This window comes from Pacificibacter maritimus (genome assembly GCF_003814915.1).
Taxonomy (GTDB): Bacteria; Pseudomonadota; Alphaproteobacteria; order Rhodobacterales; family Rhodobacteraceae; genus Celeribacter; species Celeribacter maritimus.
Genome location: NZ_RKQK01000001.1, coordinates 140080 through 152292, shown reverse-complemented (window position 1 = coordinate 152292; position 12213 = coordinate 140080). Strand labels below are relative to the sequence as shown.

The 12213-nt window shown below is 51.0% G+C and carries 15 protein-coding genes; 9 read left to right on the top strand and 6 right to left on the bottom strand.

The window, feature by feature from the left end; translation table 11 throughout:
* Positions 1 to 8: 8 nt before the first annotated feature.
* The 4 genes from EDD53_RS00655 to EDD53_RS00640 all read right to left on the bottom strand — a co-directional run bounded on the left by EDD53_RS00655 (position 9) and on the right by EDD53_RS00640 (position 2905).
* Positions 9 to 233 carry a DUF2842 domain-containing protein gene (locus EDD53_RS00655; RefSeq protein WP_123791282.1) on the bottom strand — a complete coding sequence of 75 codons (225 nt, stop codon included), beginning with the start codon at positions 231 to 233 and terminating at the stop codon, positions 9 to 11.
* A gap of 18 nt (positions 234 to 251) precedes the next feature.
* Positions 252 to 1547 (bottom strand): adenylosuccinate synthase, encoded by a 1296-nt coding sequence (locus EDD53_RS00650; RefSeq protein ID WP_123791281.1) that lies wholly within the window; start codon positions 1545 to 1547, stop codon positions 252 to 254.
* Positions 1548 to 1751: 204 nt separating this feature from the next.
* A complete protein-coding gene (locus tag EDD53_RS00645; protein ID WP_123791280.1) occupies positions 1752 to 2294 on the bottom strand; it encodes a GNAT family N-acetyltransferase in 543 nt (180 codons plus the stop codon).
* Positions 2295 to 2332: 38 nt separating this feature from the next.
* A complete protein-coding gene (locus tag EDD53_RS00640) occupies positions 2333 to 2905 on the bottom strand; it encodes a hypothetical protein (RefSeq protein ID WP_123791279.1) in 573 nt (190 codons plus the stop codon).
* Between the two features lie 164 nt (positions 2906 to 3069).
* Here EDD53_RS00640 and secG point away from each other — a divergent pair, with 164 nt between their 5' ends.
* Together secG and EDD53_RS00630 are read left to right on the top strand one after the other, a co-directional pair.
* The gene (gene secG, locus EDD53_RS00635) at positions 3070 to 3429 is read left to right on the top strand and encodes a preprotein translocase subunit SecG (protein ID WP_123791278.1); all 360 of its coding nucleotides are present in this window, start codon (positions 3070 to 3072) and stop codon (positions 3427 to 3429) included.
* Between the two features lie 166 nt (positions 3430 to 3595).
* Positions 3596 to 5239 (top strand): CTP synthase, encoded by a 1644-nt coding sequence (locus EDD53_RS00630; protein WP_123791277.1) that lies wholly within the window; start codon positions 3596 to 3598, stop codon positions 5237 to 5239.
* A 75-nt stretch (positions 5240 to 5314) separates the two neighbouring features.
* Here EDD53_RS00630 and EDD53_RS00625 read toward each other — a convergent pair whose 3' ends face one another.
* Together EDD53_RS00625 and EDD53_RS00620 are read right to left on the bottom strand one after the other, a co-directional pair.
* Positions 5315 to 5950, bottom strand: coding sequence for an FMN-binding negative transcriptional regulator (locus EDD53_RS00625; RefSeq protein ID WP_123791276.1), 636 nt, complete (start codon positions 5948 to 5950; stop codon positions 5315 to 5317).
* Between the two features lie 116 nt (positions 5951 to 6066).
* Entirely contained in the window at positions 6067 to 6510 is a 444-nt protein-coding gene (locus tag EDD53_RS00620) for an Lrp/AsnC family transcriptional regulator (RefSeq protein WP_123791275.1), read from the bottom strand.
* An 81-nt stretch (positions 6511 to 6591) separates the two neighbouring features.
* On the opposite strand from EDD53_RS00620, the gene EDD53_RS00615 reads away from it, so the two are divergent.
* The 7 genes from EDD53_RS00615 (at position 6592) to EDD53_RS00585 (ending at position 12159) form a co-directional block, all read left to right on the top strand.
* On the top strand, positions 6592 to 7185 hold the full coding sequence (locus EDD53_RS00615; RefSeq protein WP_123791274.1) for a LysE family translocator: 594 nt from the start codon (positions 6592 to 6594) through the stop codon (positions 7183 to 7185).
* A gap of 76 nt (positions 7186 to 7261) precedes the next feature.
* Positions 7262 to 8173, top strand: coding sequence for a polyphosphate kinase 2 (ppk2, locus tag EDD53_RS00610; RefSeq protein ID WP_123791273.1), 912 nt, complete (start codon positions 7262 to 7264; stop codon positions 8171 to 8173).
* Positions 8174 to 8246: 73 nt separating this feature from the next.
* Positions 8247 to 8699, top strand: a complete 453-nt coding sequence (locus EDD53_RS00605) for a tellurite resistance TerB family protein (RefSeq protein WP_123791272.1) — start codon at positions 8247 to 8249, stop codon at positions 8697 to 8699.
* Between the two features lie 153 nt (positions 8700 to 8852).
* Positions 8853 to 9641 carry an ABC transporter ATP-binding protein gene (locus EDD53_RS00600; RefSeq protein ID WP_123791271.1) on the top strand — a complete coding sequence of 263 codons (789 nt, stop codon included), beginning with the start codon at positions 8853 to 8855 and terminating at the stop codon, positions 9639 to 9641.
* Between the two features lie 44 nt (positions 9642 to 9685).
* Positions 9686 to 10402 carry a transporter substrate-binding domain-containing protein gene (locus tag EDD53_RS00595; RefSeq protein WP_123791270.1) on the top strand — a complete coding sequence of 239 codons (717 nt, stop codon included), beginning with the start codon at positions 9686 to 9688 and terminating at the stop codon, positions 10400 to 10402.
* Positions 10403 to 10456: 54 nt separating this feature from the next.
* Positions 10457 to 11335, top strand: a complete 879-nt coding sequence (locus EDD53_RS00590; RefSeq protein WP_123791269.1) for an ABC transporter permease — start codon at positions 10457 to 10459, stop codon at positions 11333 to 11335.
* On the top strand, positions 11332 to 12159 hold the full coding sequence (locus tag EDD53_RS00585; RefSeq protein ID WP_123791268.1) for an ABC transporter permease: 828 nt from the start codon (positions 11332 to 11334) through the stop codon (positions 12157 to 12159). The genes EDD53_RS00590 and EDD53_RS00585 overlap by 4 nt, the downstream gene beginning before the upstream one ends.
* The last annotated feature ends 54 nt before the right edge of the window (positions 12160 to 12213 follow it).

The following is a 12213-nucleotide window of genomic DNA, read 5'->3' as shown; positions in this document are numbered from 1 at the left end:
ACCAGCGCCTATTTGGGTGGGTCAGAGGGGTCAGATTGACCAACCCCTTTGAATAAAGATTTCAAAGGAAAGGCCCAGATCACGCCCATGCCGATATAAACCGCCAGTTCCAGCCAGATCGAAGGACGATCAAACAGGCTTGTCACTTTCCAGCACAGCGCGATGTAGACGGGCAAGCCGACCACAAGCACGAATAAGGCCAAACGACGACGAGTTTTATAAGACAGGACCATGGTGCACTTCCTTACCGATTAATCTTCGAACGGGTCCGTTACCAGAATTGTATCTTCACGCTCAGGCGAAGTCGACAACATCGCAACGGGACAACCGATCAATTCTTCGACGCGGCGGACGTATTTGACTGCATTTGCAGGCAAATCATTCCAAGACCGTGCGCCTTCTGTTGATTCTGACCATCCAGGCATTTCTTCATAGATTGGTTTGCAACGCGCCTGCTGATCTGCGGCTGTTGGCAAGTAGTCCAATTCTTTGCCGTCAAGTTCATAGCCAACACAAATTTTCAGTGTCTCAAAGCCATCCAAAACATCAAGCTTTGTGAATGAAATTCCGTTCACACCTGACGTTGCACAGGTTTGACGCACAAGCACGGCATCAAACCAACCACAGCGGCGTTGACGGCCAGTGTTTGTTCCAAATTCGTGACCACGTTCGCCCAAACGCTGACCATCTGCGTCTTGTAGTTCCGCAGGGAAAGGCCCCTCGCCTACGCGTGTTGTATAGGCTTTTACGATGCCCAAAACGTAATCAATCGCACCTGGTCCCATACCAACACCTGTAGCGGCTTGGCCTGCGATCACGTTTGAAGATGTCACAAACGGGTATGTGCCGAAATCGATATCCAGCAAAGCGCCTTGAGCACCTTCAAACAAGATGCGCTTGCCTGCTTTGCGTTTCTCGGACAGAACTTTCCACACAGGAGCTGCGTATTGCAGGATGCTTGGCGCGATGTCTTTGAGCTGCTGGATCAATTCATCGCGGTCAACCGTGGCAATGCCCAGACCCTTGCGCAACGGATTGTGATGCTGCAAAGCGCGATCAACGCGCGCGATCAACGTGGTCTCATCAGCCAAATCAGCCACGCGCACAGAACGACGGCCAACTTTATCTTCGTAAGCAGGCCCGATACCACGACCTGTGGTGCCAATCTTTGTGCCTTTTGAAGCCGCTTCTTCGCGCGCACGGTCAAGTTCGCCATGAATTGGCAAAATAAGCGGCGTATTTTCTGCAATCATCAAGTTTTCGGGGGAAATATCCACGCCTTGTTCTTGAATTGATGCGATTTCTTTCACCAAGTGCCACGGATCAAGCACAACACCGTTGCCGATCACAGACAGTTTTCCACCCCGCACAACGCCAGATGGCAGTGCTGCGAGTTTGTAAACTTTCCCATCGATAACGAGCGTATGACCCGCGTTATGACCGCCTTGAAAACGTGCGATCACATCTGCACGCTCAGAAAGCCAATCTACAATCTTGCCTTTACCCTCGTCACCCCATTGGGCGCCGACTACGACGACGTTTGCCATATCCTAATTCCTCTGGATTGGATGAAACCCGCGTCGGTATAGCCATTGGTGCCCTATGATGAAACCTCAAAAGGGCAAATCCGCGTGCTTCATTGCATTTGCTGTCTTAAATTCGTTGAAATGGCCTGAAATTCTCATCTAAACGCATCGTTTCGGTCGCGCAACCAGCGCTGGCTTTCTGATTTTCGACAGACGATTCTTGTTTCAGCTCAGATCTGAGCGCTTGGGCCAACCGTAGGCCACTTCGCTTAGCGTGCCGTCAGGCTGATCCTCCACGCGCTGCGTGATCAGTTCACCGCCCAAAGCAGTGTAGAAAGACCGCGCCTGTTGGTTTTCAGCCAAGACCCAAAGGGCAGCCCCTTGCAGCCCCATCGCGTTCATCGTCTCAAAACAGGTCTTCATCAGGCGACGGCCTATCCCGCAGCGCTGCTGGGCGTCTTGGACATAGATTGCTGAAATTTCACCTGGGTAGTCTTGCTCTAAATCAGGGTCGCGTTGATGGCCGCAGGATGCAAAGCCCTGTATCTCACCATCAATTTCCGCAACAAAACAAGCGCCCAGCCCGTTTTCTGCATAGCTGGACAAAATCTTGGTCCAGCCTTTTTCACGGTCAAAGACGGACATTCGGTCGATCAAAGCATCTGGCACGATGCCTTTATACGCGGATTTCCACACATCGACCTGCACCGTGGCAATCGCATGGGTGTCATTCAATGTTGCGGGGCGCAGTGTGATATCTTTAGACATAAACCGTTTGTATCAAAGCATCTTTAAATGGCAACGCATCATCGATTTGATGCCACATGTCGCCAGACCGCAAAAACAGCGACACCCAAAAGAGTGACAGCAACATAAGGCAAGGCCGCAAAACCTGCATCAGGACTAAAAACAATCGACCACATGCCTTTTGCAATAGCGCCAATCACAAGCCCCATCGATCCCAGTCGCCAAGATCGCAACCAGAAGGCGCGCAAAATGAATACGCCGTATGCCAAGACAGCCAAACCACCGCTAATGTTTTGCAAGGTCCACCCCGCTTGAAGAATCGCACGCTCACTTTGCAAAAACAAAGCCACCTCGGGATTTGGGATTTGCGGGGCTGGAAACCAAAACATGGATGACAGCATCAAAAAGATTCCCAACATGATCCCAGACAGGCTTTGATGCCATGCCGCCCAGCAAACAGGCACAATCAAAATGGGGCGCATCAACCATGAATAGGTATTTTGATGACGGGTAAACGCCCAATCAAAAAAGGCATTATTGGTGAAAAACACCCAAATCAAACATATGCTAGATGCCGCAATAAATGCCGCCAAGCGCAGATCTAGGCGCGGGTATTTTGATTGAAAGCGCATAGAAACATTCCCATGAATACGGTGCAGATGCTAACAAACTCACCCAAGTTTGCCACTATTACGGAAAACTTTCATCTCATTTGCCTCACAGGCAGCGCAGGGGGTTGCGTGCGCCGCGCATTTTACCTAAATACCCGCATCGAACTCATCCGAAGGCCTCTCCCATGGAAAACGTCATCCTTATCGTCCACCTGATCCTTGCATTGTGCTTGATTGGCATCGTTTTGCTTCAGCGCTCAGAAGGTGGCGGCCTTGGTATGGGTGGCGGCGGTGGCGGCGACGTGATGAGCGGACGCGCGGCGGCTTCGGCTTTGTCCAAAATCACATGGATCCTTGCGATTGGATTTATTTGTACATCTTTGGCCCTAACCATCTTGGCGCGACGCGATGCTGCAACATCTTCTGTCCTGGACGGGGTTGTTTTGGAAGAAACAGGCACATCCACGCCAGCCTTGCCAGATGGAAGCTCATTGCTGCCGCCTTCTGCTGCGGATGCGCCATTGGCACCACCACGCGCTGAATAATCTACCCTATCGATACTTTGGGCATCGCGCGTTTTTTCGCGCAATATGTTGCGGTTCGGTTGTGCGGGATTGCCGAATCTGTTAGTCCATAAATCCCGTGAACGTGGCGTTTTTTTAACGCCGCGTACCAAGCTATTTTTGATCACTCACGGGAGCTACACCCATTATGGCACGATACGTTTTCATCACCGGCGGTGTTGTTTCCTCACTTGGCAAAGGCCTTGCCTCAGCAGCTTTGGGCGCCTTGCTCCAAGCACGCGGCTACACCGTTCGTCTGCGTAAGCTTGACCCCTATCTCAATGTCGATCCGGGTACGATGAGCCCCTTTGAACACGGTGAAGTGTTTGTCACGGATGATGGCGCAGAAACTGATTTGGATCTTGGCCACTACGAACGCTTCACTGGGGTTGCCGCACGCAATACAGATTCGATTTCATCTGGCCGCGTTTACACCAATGTTTTGGAAAAAGAACGTCGCGGCGATTATTTGGGTAAAACGATCCAAGTGATTCCGCATGTGACCAATGAAATCAAAGATTTTATTGATATCGGCGACGACGAAGTTGACTTTATGCTGTGCGAAATCGGCGGCACTGTTGGCGACATCGAAGGCCTGCCCTTCTTTGAAGCGATCCGTCAGTTTGCCCAAGACAAACCGCGCGGCGAATGTATTTTCATGCACCTCACACTTCTGCCTTACATTGCGGCCTCTGGTGAGTTGAAGACAAAGCCAACGCAACACTCTGTCAAGGAATTGCGCACCATCGGTTTGCAGCCAAATGTTTTGGTCTGCCGCTCTGAGCACCCGATCCCAGAAAAAGAGCGCGAAAAAATCGCCCTATTCTGTAACGTGCGCAAAGAAGATGTGATTGCAGCCCCAGATTTGAAGTCTATTTACGAGGCGCCACTTGCCTACCACCGCGAAGGTTTGGACCAAGCTGTGCTTGACGCCTTTGGCATTGCCCCTGCACCAAAACCAGACCTCACTGTTTGGCATGACGTAGCAGACCGCGTGTTTAACCCTGAAGGCGAAGTAAAAGTCGCCATCGTTGGCAAATACGTGCAGCTTGAAGACGCCTATAAATCTATTGCAGAGGCGCTGACACATGGCGGCATGGCCAACCGTGTTAAGGTGAAAGTTGAATGGGTGGATGCGGAACTGTTCGATTCAGCAGACGCAGCCCCCTATCTTGAGGGCTACCACGCGATCTTGGTGCCAGGCGGCTTTGGTGAGCGCGGCACAGAAGGCAAAATCAAAGCGGCCCAATTCGCACGCGAACGCAAAATTCCCTACCTTGGAATTTGTTTGGGGATGCAGATGGCCGTGATCGAAGCCGCCCGCAACTTGGCAGGAATTGAAGCAGCAGGGTCGGAAGAATTCGATCACGAAGCTGGAAAAAACCGTTTTGAACCTGTCGTTTACCACCTAAAAGAATGGGTACAAGGCAACCACAAAGTACGCCGCAAATCCACCGATGACAAAGGCGGCACCATGCGTTTGGGCGCCTACTCTGCAACTTTGAAAGCAGGATCTCGCGTTGCCGAAGCCTATGGCACAACCGAAATCGAAGAACGCCACCGTCACCGCTATGAGGTCGACACCAAATACCGCGCGCAGTTGGAAGAACATGGTTTGATCTTCTCAGGCATGTCGCCCGATGGACGTTTGCCAGAGATCGTCGAAATCCAAGATCACCCTTGGTACATTGGCGTTCAGTTCCACCCCGAATTGAAATCCAAACCCTTTGCGCCTGCACCATTGTTCAAAGATTTCGTGCGGGCCGCCAAAGAAAATTCGCGCTTGGTCTAAGGCCAAAAGCCTTCAACCAAATCAAGAAAGGCGCCCTTTGCGGCGCCTTTTTTCATGTCATCACTGTGTTGTTTTTCAGTCTTCTGCTTGCGGAAAATAATGCAAAGCCTCGGCCAAATCCCGCGCCATATCGCCCTCGTTCGACAGGCCTTGCACCAAGCTTGCGCGATCTTTCGCTGGCGTGGCTTGTTCCAACTTCCAACGCCCTTCGAACTTATTCACCCGAAAGCGTAACCCCACGATGCCGCGTTTTAAAGCCGCGATATAGGCGACAGGTGCATCCGACACCTGCCAAGGCTCTGCGCGCCCCTCTTCGTTTTTGGCCGTCAGCTCATCTAAATGCGCAACAAGCCAATTGGGGTCTTTCATCGCTTGCAGCGTGCCATGGGCATGCACAACGATATAGTTCCACGTGGGCACAACCTTTCCCGTCTCGGATTTGGTTGCGTAATGCCCCGCCGAAACATAGGCATGCGGGCCTTGGAACATAAACATCGATGTCCCTTTATCGGCGATTTTCCAATGGGTGTTGGCGCGCGCGCAATGGGCTTCTATGATGAATTCGGTTTGCGTTTGTTTGATCACGACAGGCAGATAACTGGTTTCGAAAGCACCCTCGTGAAAGGTAACCAAAGCCCCAAATCCAATTTGATCCACGGCTGCACTCAGCACATTTTGGTCGTCGATCGCAGAGTTTTTTGGGCGGTACATGGGCAAGCCTTTGTTTGAATACCCAATATGTTTATCACGCGCACAACGAAACAGTAGCGCCGATTTGTACAGCGCGCGCCGCAAAAGCAATAAACCGCCGCAAGGCACAAGCGGGTTTACGCGCGCATATCTTTGGGACTGTCCATCACGATATAAGACGTGATGGAATTGACTTGCGGCAAAACCCCTAAAACGTCGGTGTGAAAGGTTTTGTAGCGGGTTAAATCCACCGTTTCCACGCGCAAAATATATTCAAACACACCCGTCACATTATGACATTCTTTGACCTCAGGGGCGCGTGAAATAGCACGTTCAAAAGCCTGCTGCGATTCTTTGGTATGTTTGGACAGGCCGACTGTGACATAGGCGCAAAACCCCTGCCCCAGTTTTTCGCGATCCAAAACAGCACGGTATCCCGTAATCACGCCGCTGCGTTCCAAATCTGTGACACGGCGCGATGTGGCAGAAGGCGACAATCCAATTTGCTCTGAGAGTTGCAGATTCGTCAAACGGCCATCACGCTCAAGAAGGCGCAATATTTTACTGTCTAATTGATCCATGACCGAATTATATTGCAAACATTCTGCATATCAAGCTTATTTTGCAATATAATATTCGAAAACACCCCTATATTTCACCCCATGGATATGACGCTTTTTTTGGCCCTCTTGGGCTTTGCCTTCGTTGCCTCAGGCACACCAGGACCGAACAATCTGATGCTTTTGGCATCGGGGGCCAACTTTGGATTTAAACGCACGTTGCCGCATATGCTGGGCATCTCACTGGGCCATTCTTTTATGGTCTTTGTGATCGGTTTAGGCTTGGCGCAGGCGTTTCATAGCCTGCCTATGCTGCGCAATGTTCTGACTGTGGTCTCTATCGTTTATATGCTTTGGCTTGCATGGAAAATCGCACATGCCGCCGCCCCGAAAGGTGGCGATGTGACGGCCAAGCCCTTTACCTTTTTGCAAGCTGCAGCCTTTCAATGGGTCAATCCAAAAGCTGTGATCATGGCGATCAGCGCACAAACAAATTATGCGCAAGGGGACACATGGTTGGCTGCGCTATTTGTGGGGCTTGGTTTTTTGATGGTGAATTTTCCCGCGATCACTTTATGGGCTTGGATGGGCACAGAACTGCGGCGTTTTTTGACCAACGCACGCCGCTTGGCCCTGTTCAACTGGACCATGGCAGCCTTGTTGGTGGCGTCTTTGGTGCCGATCCTATTGCATTAAGAAACTGTCATATTCCTATGATTTAAGGCAAGCTCGCGGCATATGACTCGCGGACCGCTTTGAGGAAAATTTAAAGATGGCATTTGAAAAAGACGCGCAAGATTGGCTTGAAGCAGAACTTGCAGACACTCTAGACGAAGAGTTTGAACTTGAACTTGAAGACGCTCTTTTGAGCCAAGAAATCAAGAAAATATACCAAAAAGCCCATCCAGATGCCTTGAAACGTCCTGAATATTTTTACGACCTCTTGCGCTTGCAAGCTGAATTGATCCGTTTGCAAGATTGGGTGCAGCACAGTGGCGAAAAGATCGTCGTTTTGTTCGAAGGCCGCGATTCTGCAGGCAAAGGGGGCGTGATCAAGCGCATCACCCAGCGCCTAAATCCGCGCATCGTACGCACAGTCGCCTTGCCCGCCCCATCGGATCGCGAAAAGTCACAGTGGTATTTTCAACGCTATGTGCCGCATCTGCCTGCGGCCGGAGAAATGGTGCTGTTTGATCGGTCGTGGTACAATCGATCAGGTGTTGAACGGGTCATGGGCTTTTGCAACGAAGACCAAGTGGAACAGTTTTTCCAAGACGTTCCCGAATTCGAACGCATGTTAGTGCGTTCTGGTATTAAAGTTGTGAAATATTGGTTTTCTGTCTCTGACGAAGAACAGCAAATGCGGTTTTTGATGCGCATTCATGACCCGATGAAACAGTGGAAACTGTCGCCGATGGATCTGCAATCTCGCGTGCGCTGGGAAGATTACACCAAAGCCAAAGAAGACACATTCGCACGCACCAATATTCCCGAAGCACCTTGGTATATCGTTGAGGGCAATGACAAAAAGCGCGCGCGCTTGAACTGTATAGATCATCTTTTGTCGATGTTCCCCTATACAGATGTGCCGCATGATGAAATCGCCCTTCCCGAACGCGTTTATAACAAAGATTATGAACGTGCCGTGCTGCCGCGAGACCTATACGTGCCCTCAAAATACTAGCGGCACTCCCGCTAACACGGTTGTGACTGCGCCGAACCTTTTCCTTTTGCGCGCTAAGCTCTATGTGTTGTTTATGTTTGGTGAATTTTTGAAAAACCTCATCCAGCCGCAGCCAGATCGGTTGTCTGGATTCGATGCCAGCCTTGCTCTGGCGGCGCTTTTGGTACGGATCGCACGCGCAGATGGTCACTATGACCCTGCCGAGGTGGCCAGAATCACGGCTGTTTTACGCAAACGCTTTGATCTAGATGAGCAAAGCGCGGTGGACCTGCGCCAGCAAGCGGAAACCCTAGAAGCCGAGGCCCCAGACACAGTGCGCTTTACCCGTGCGATCAAGGATGCGGTGCCTTTTGAAGACCGCGCTGGCGTGATCGAAGCCATGTGGTCGGTCGTCCTGATTGATGGCAGTCGTGATCACGCAGAAGACACGGTTTTGCGCCTTGTGTCCAATCTGTTAGGTCTCACGGACATGGAAAGCGCGCAGGCGCGTCAGCGTGCATCAGACAGATTAGATCAGGCTGATTGATCGGCTTAATCGCGTTTTACCTGCGCAGAATTCATGCGCGGCACAGATGCTATGCTGGTTTAGCGTCCATTTGCGTATTTTCTCTCTCGTGACGCTACGGAAATTGCACAAAGATCATTGCATCTGGAGCAAAACTTTACATTACTCTGTCTAATGTTGACCAATGACTCAAAAACCGACCCTGTGATCGAAATCCGTGATTTGCACAAATCCTACGGCGATCTAGACGTGCTGAAAGGCGTGTCCGTAACTGCGGGACGCGGCGAAGTTTTGTCTTTGATCGGATCTTCTGGATCTGGAAAATCGACCTTGCTGCGCTGCGCCAATCTATTGGAGCACAGCCAAAGCGGCGAGATTTTGTTTCAAGGCGAACCGATCAAATGGAAAGGGACTGGCGCCAACCGTCATCCCAGTGATCGCAAACAAGTCACCCGTATTCGAACCAACCTGTCGATGGTTTTTCAGCAGTTCAATCTGTGGTCTCACATGACGATCCTAGAAAACGTCATGGAAGCACCCATCACGGTTCTAAACCGCGACCCTGCCGAAGTCGAAGCCAGCGCACGCAGCTATCTTGATAAAGTCGGCATCGGTGACAAATGCGATGTCTACCCCGCGCAACTGTCAGGGGGGCAACAGCAACGCGCCGCGATCGCACGCGGATTATGTATGGAACCCAAAGCCCTGTTGTTTGATGAACCAACTTCGGCCCTTGATCCTGAATTGGAACAAGAAGTGGTGCGCGTTATCCAAGACCTTGCACGCGAAGGGCGCACGATGATGATCGTCACCCATGATATGCGCATGGCGGCAGATGTGTCGGATCAAGTTGTGTTCTTGCATCAAGGCCTTATCGAAGAACAAGGCAGCCCAAATGAACTATTTGGCGCCCCGAAATCAGAACGCTTGCAACAGTTTTTACAAGCCACTTTGCCAGCATAAAACTGATACCAAGACGACCACACACCCCAACGGGAGATTCAAAAATGAAAAAACTAGTTCTTTCCACAGCTCTTTTGGCGCTTTCAGCTGGCGCCGCCTTTGCAGATACAGTGCGCATGGGCACAGAGGGCGCCTACCCTCCCTATAACTTCATCGATGACAACGGCGAAGTTGCAGGTTTTGAACGCGAAGTGGGCGATGCACTTTGTACGATTGCAGAACTGACATGTGAATGGGTCACAAACGAATGGGACACCATTATTCCAAACCTTTTGTCTGGCAACTATGACGCGATCATCGCAGGCATGTCGATCACAGACGAGCGCGATGAAGTTATTGATTTCACAACAGACTACTACCCACCAACCGCATCCGCTTACGTTGTAATGTCTGAAGGCGTCGACCTGTCAAGCGGCGTTATTGCGGCACAAGCGTCAACCATCCAAGCCAGCCACATCGCGACAACAGGTGCAACATTGGTTGAATTTTCAACGCTCGATGACACTATCGCAGCTGTGAAAAATGGCGAAGTTGATGCCGTTTTCGCAGACAAAGACGCGCTTGCTCCTTTTGTTGCTGAGCAAGGCTTTATGTTTGAAGGCGAGAATGTATTGCTGGGCGGCGGCATCGGCATCGGTCTGCGCGAAAGCGACACCGAGTTGAAAGCCAAATTCGATGCAGCAATCGACGCGATGAAAGCGGACGGATCTTTGAACACGCTCTTGGTCAAATACTTCGGCGAAGACGTCATCACTTACTAATCAGATTTGGGGCGGCGCGGGTCAGCGCCGCCCCTTTCCCTAAGTTAGCCCATCATGTTTTCACAGTGCACAGACCCCTCAACGCTGGAAGGCCTCAACTGGTTCGCCTGTTACCTCACAACAGGCAAACATGTTTTGTTCTATCAAAGCTTCCTTGTGGTGCTCACGCTTTTGGCGGTGACTGCGCCCATCGCGCTTGGCGTTGGCTTTTTGGGGGCGATTGCGGCACGATCCAAAATCGCGCCTTTGCGCTGGTTTGGCACGCTTTATACCTCAATGGTGCGCGGCGTTCCTGATATCGTCTTCTTTCTTTTCGTGCCTTTGGCCTTGGACCAAGGGTTTGAAACGATCCGCCATAAAATCTTATGTCCCGATTGGAGCGATCCAATTCGGCAAGGCAATGACTTTTTGGTCTGCGCTGAGGCAAAACTGCCCCTCGGCAGTGCCCCGCAGACAGTGCATGAAATCTATGGCTTTCTTCTCGCGGTTTTGGCTTTTGCCATCGTGTTTGGCGCTTTTTCTGCAAATGTCATTTCAGGCGCAATGCGGGCTGTGCCCCGCGCACAACTGGAGACGGCAGAAAGCTATGGCATGACTCCGCGTCAAAGTTTTTGGCGCATCTTAGTGCCGCAAATGTGGATTTACGCCCTGCCTGGCCTCTCGAACCTTTGGATGATTTTGATCAAATCCACACCGCTTTTGTTCCTCTTGGGCGTTGAAGACATCGTTTATTGGGCACGTGAACTTGGGGCCGCCAAGACCAGTCATTTCACCTATCCCCACCCCGATTGGCGCTTGTGGTATTTCTTGGCGCTCTTGGTTTTTTACCTGAGTTTCACAAAGCTCTCTGAAATCGTTTTGGCCCGCATCACCGCCCGCCTGTCCAAAGGCCAAGCCACCATGGCAGGTGAGCAACAAAGGAAAGCCGCATGAGCTGCCTGCAAACCATTTCAGATTATGCGCTTCGGTCAATCGGCCAAGGTCCGCGTTTGCTGCCCAAAACCGATATTACCCTATGTGAGCAGGTGACTTTGATCGGTTCTGGTATGTTGTGGAACATCTATTTTGGTGTGCTTGCCCTCGCGCTTGGTTTTGGCTTTGCCACGCTTTTGGCGGTGATGAAAAACGCATCATCCCCTTGGCTGCGCAAACCTGCGGATTGGTTCATCTTTATATTTCGCGGCTCGCCTTTATTTATTCAATTCTTTTTGGCTTATGAACTTTTTGTACAATTGCCCAAAGCGGGGATCGATATTTTCGGGATCACTTTGGAAACTGGCAATCTTACGCGGGCTTGGGCGGGCGCATTGATTGTGCTGTTTTTCAACACATCCGCTTATACCGCTGAAATCTTTTACGGTGCGCTGCGCTCAGTCCCCAAAGGTGATATTGAGGCGGCAGATGCATATGGTCTGATCGGATGGCTGCGGTTTAAACGCATCACCTGGCCGACAATGCTGCGCCTCGCTTGGCCCGCTTATACCAATGAAGCTATCTTTTTGTTTCACGCCACTGCGATCGTGTTTTTCTCGGGCTTTCCCGCTTGGCAACAAAAGGGCGATGCTTTGTATTATGCGTCCTATTTTGCAGAAAAGACCTTTAATCCTTTCGTGCCCTACCCGATTGTTGCGGGGTATTTCGTGCTGTTGATCTTGATCGTGATCCTGCTGTTCGGCGCTGTCAATAAACGCTTGAACCGTCATTTGCCGCAAGAAAAGCGTCAAAAGCTGCGTTTTAGGCCGCAAATCATCCGCTAATCGCGGTTTTCTTTGAATGTGAATTTTTTGCAAAAACCCGCCTGCGGGCGACCA

Coding starts and splice junctions, on each gene's coding strand:
- EDD53_RS00615 (WP_123791274.1), top strand. CDS start 6,592: ATGGATATGACGCTTTTTTTGGCCCTCTTGGGCTTTGCCTTCGTTGCC.
- EDD53_RS00625 (WP_123791276.1), bottom strand. CDS start 5,950: ATGTACCGCCCAAAAAACTCTGCGATCGACGACCAAAATGTGCTGAGT.
- EDD53_RS00600 (WP_123791271.1), top strand. CDS start 8,853: ATGTTGACCAATGACTCAAAAACCGACCCTGTGATCGAAATCCGTGAT.
- secG (WP_123791278.1), top strand. CDS start 3,070: ATGGAAAACGTCATCCTTATCGTCCACCTGATCCTTGCATTGTGCTTG.
- EDD53_RS00645 (WP_123791280.1), bottom strand. CDS start 2,294: ATGTCTAAAGATATCACACTGCGCCCCGCAACATTGAATGACACCCAT.
- EDD53_RS00590 (WP_123791269.1), top strand. CDS start 10,457: ATGTTTTCACAGTGCACAGACCCCTCAACGCTGGAAGGCCTCAACTGG.
- EDD53_RS00585 (WP_123791268.1), top strand. CDS start 11,332: ATGAGCTGCCTGCAAACCATTTCAGATTATGCGCTTCGGTCAATCGGC.
- EDD53_RS00640 (WP_123791279.1), bottom strand. CDS start 2,905: ATGCGCTTTCAATCAAAATACCCGCGCCTAGATCTGCGCTTGGCGGCA.
- EDD53_RS00655 (WP_123791282.1), bottom strand. CDS start 233: ATGGTCCTGTCTTATAAAACTCGTCGTCGTTTGGCCTTATTCGTGCTT.
- ppk2 (WP_123791273.1), top strand. CDS start 7,262: ATGGCATTTGAAAAAGACGCGCAAGATTGGCTTGAAGCAGAACTTGCA.
- EDD53_RS00595 (WP_123791270.1), top strand. CDS start 9,686: ATGAAAAAACTAGTTCTTTCCACAGCTCTTTTGGCGCTTTCAGCTGGC.
- EDD53_RS00620 (WP_123791275.1), bottom strand. CDS start 6,510: ATGGATCAATTAGACAGTAAAATATTGCGCCTTCTTGAGCGTGATGGC.
- EDD53_RS00605 (WP_123791272.1), top strand. CDS start 8,247: ATGTTTGGTGAATTTTTGAAAAACCTCATCCAGCCGCAGCCAGATCGG.
- EDD53_RS00630 (WP_123791277.1), top strand. CDS start 3,596: ATGGCACGATACGTTTTCATCACCGGCGGTGTTGTTTCCTCACTTGGC.
- EDD53_RS00650 (WP_123791281.1), bottom strand. CDS start 1,547: ATGGCAAACGTCGTCGTAGTCGGCGCCCAATGGGGTGACGAGGGTAAA.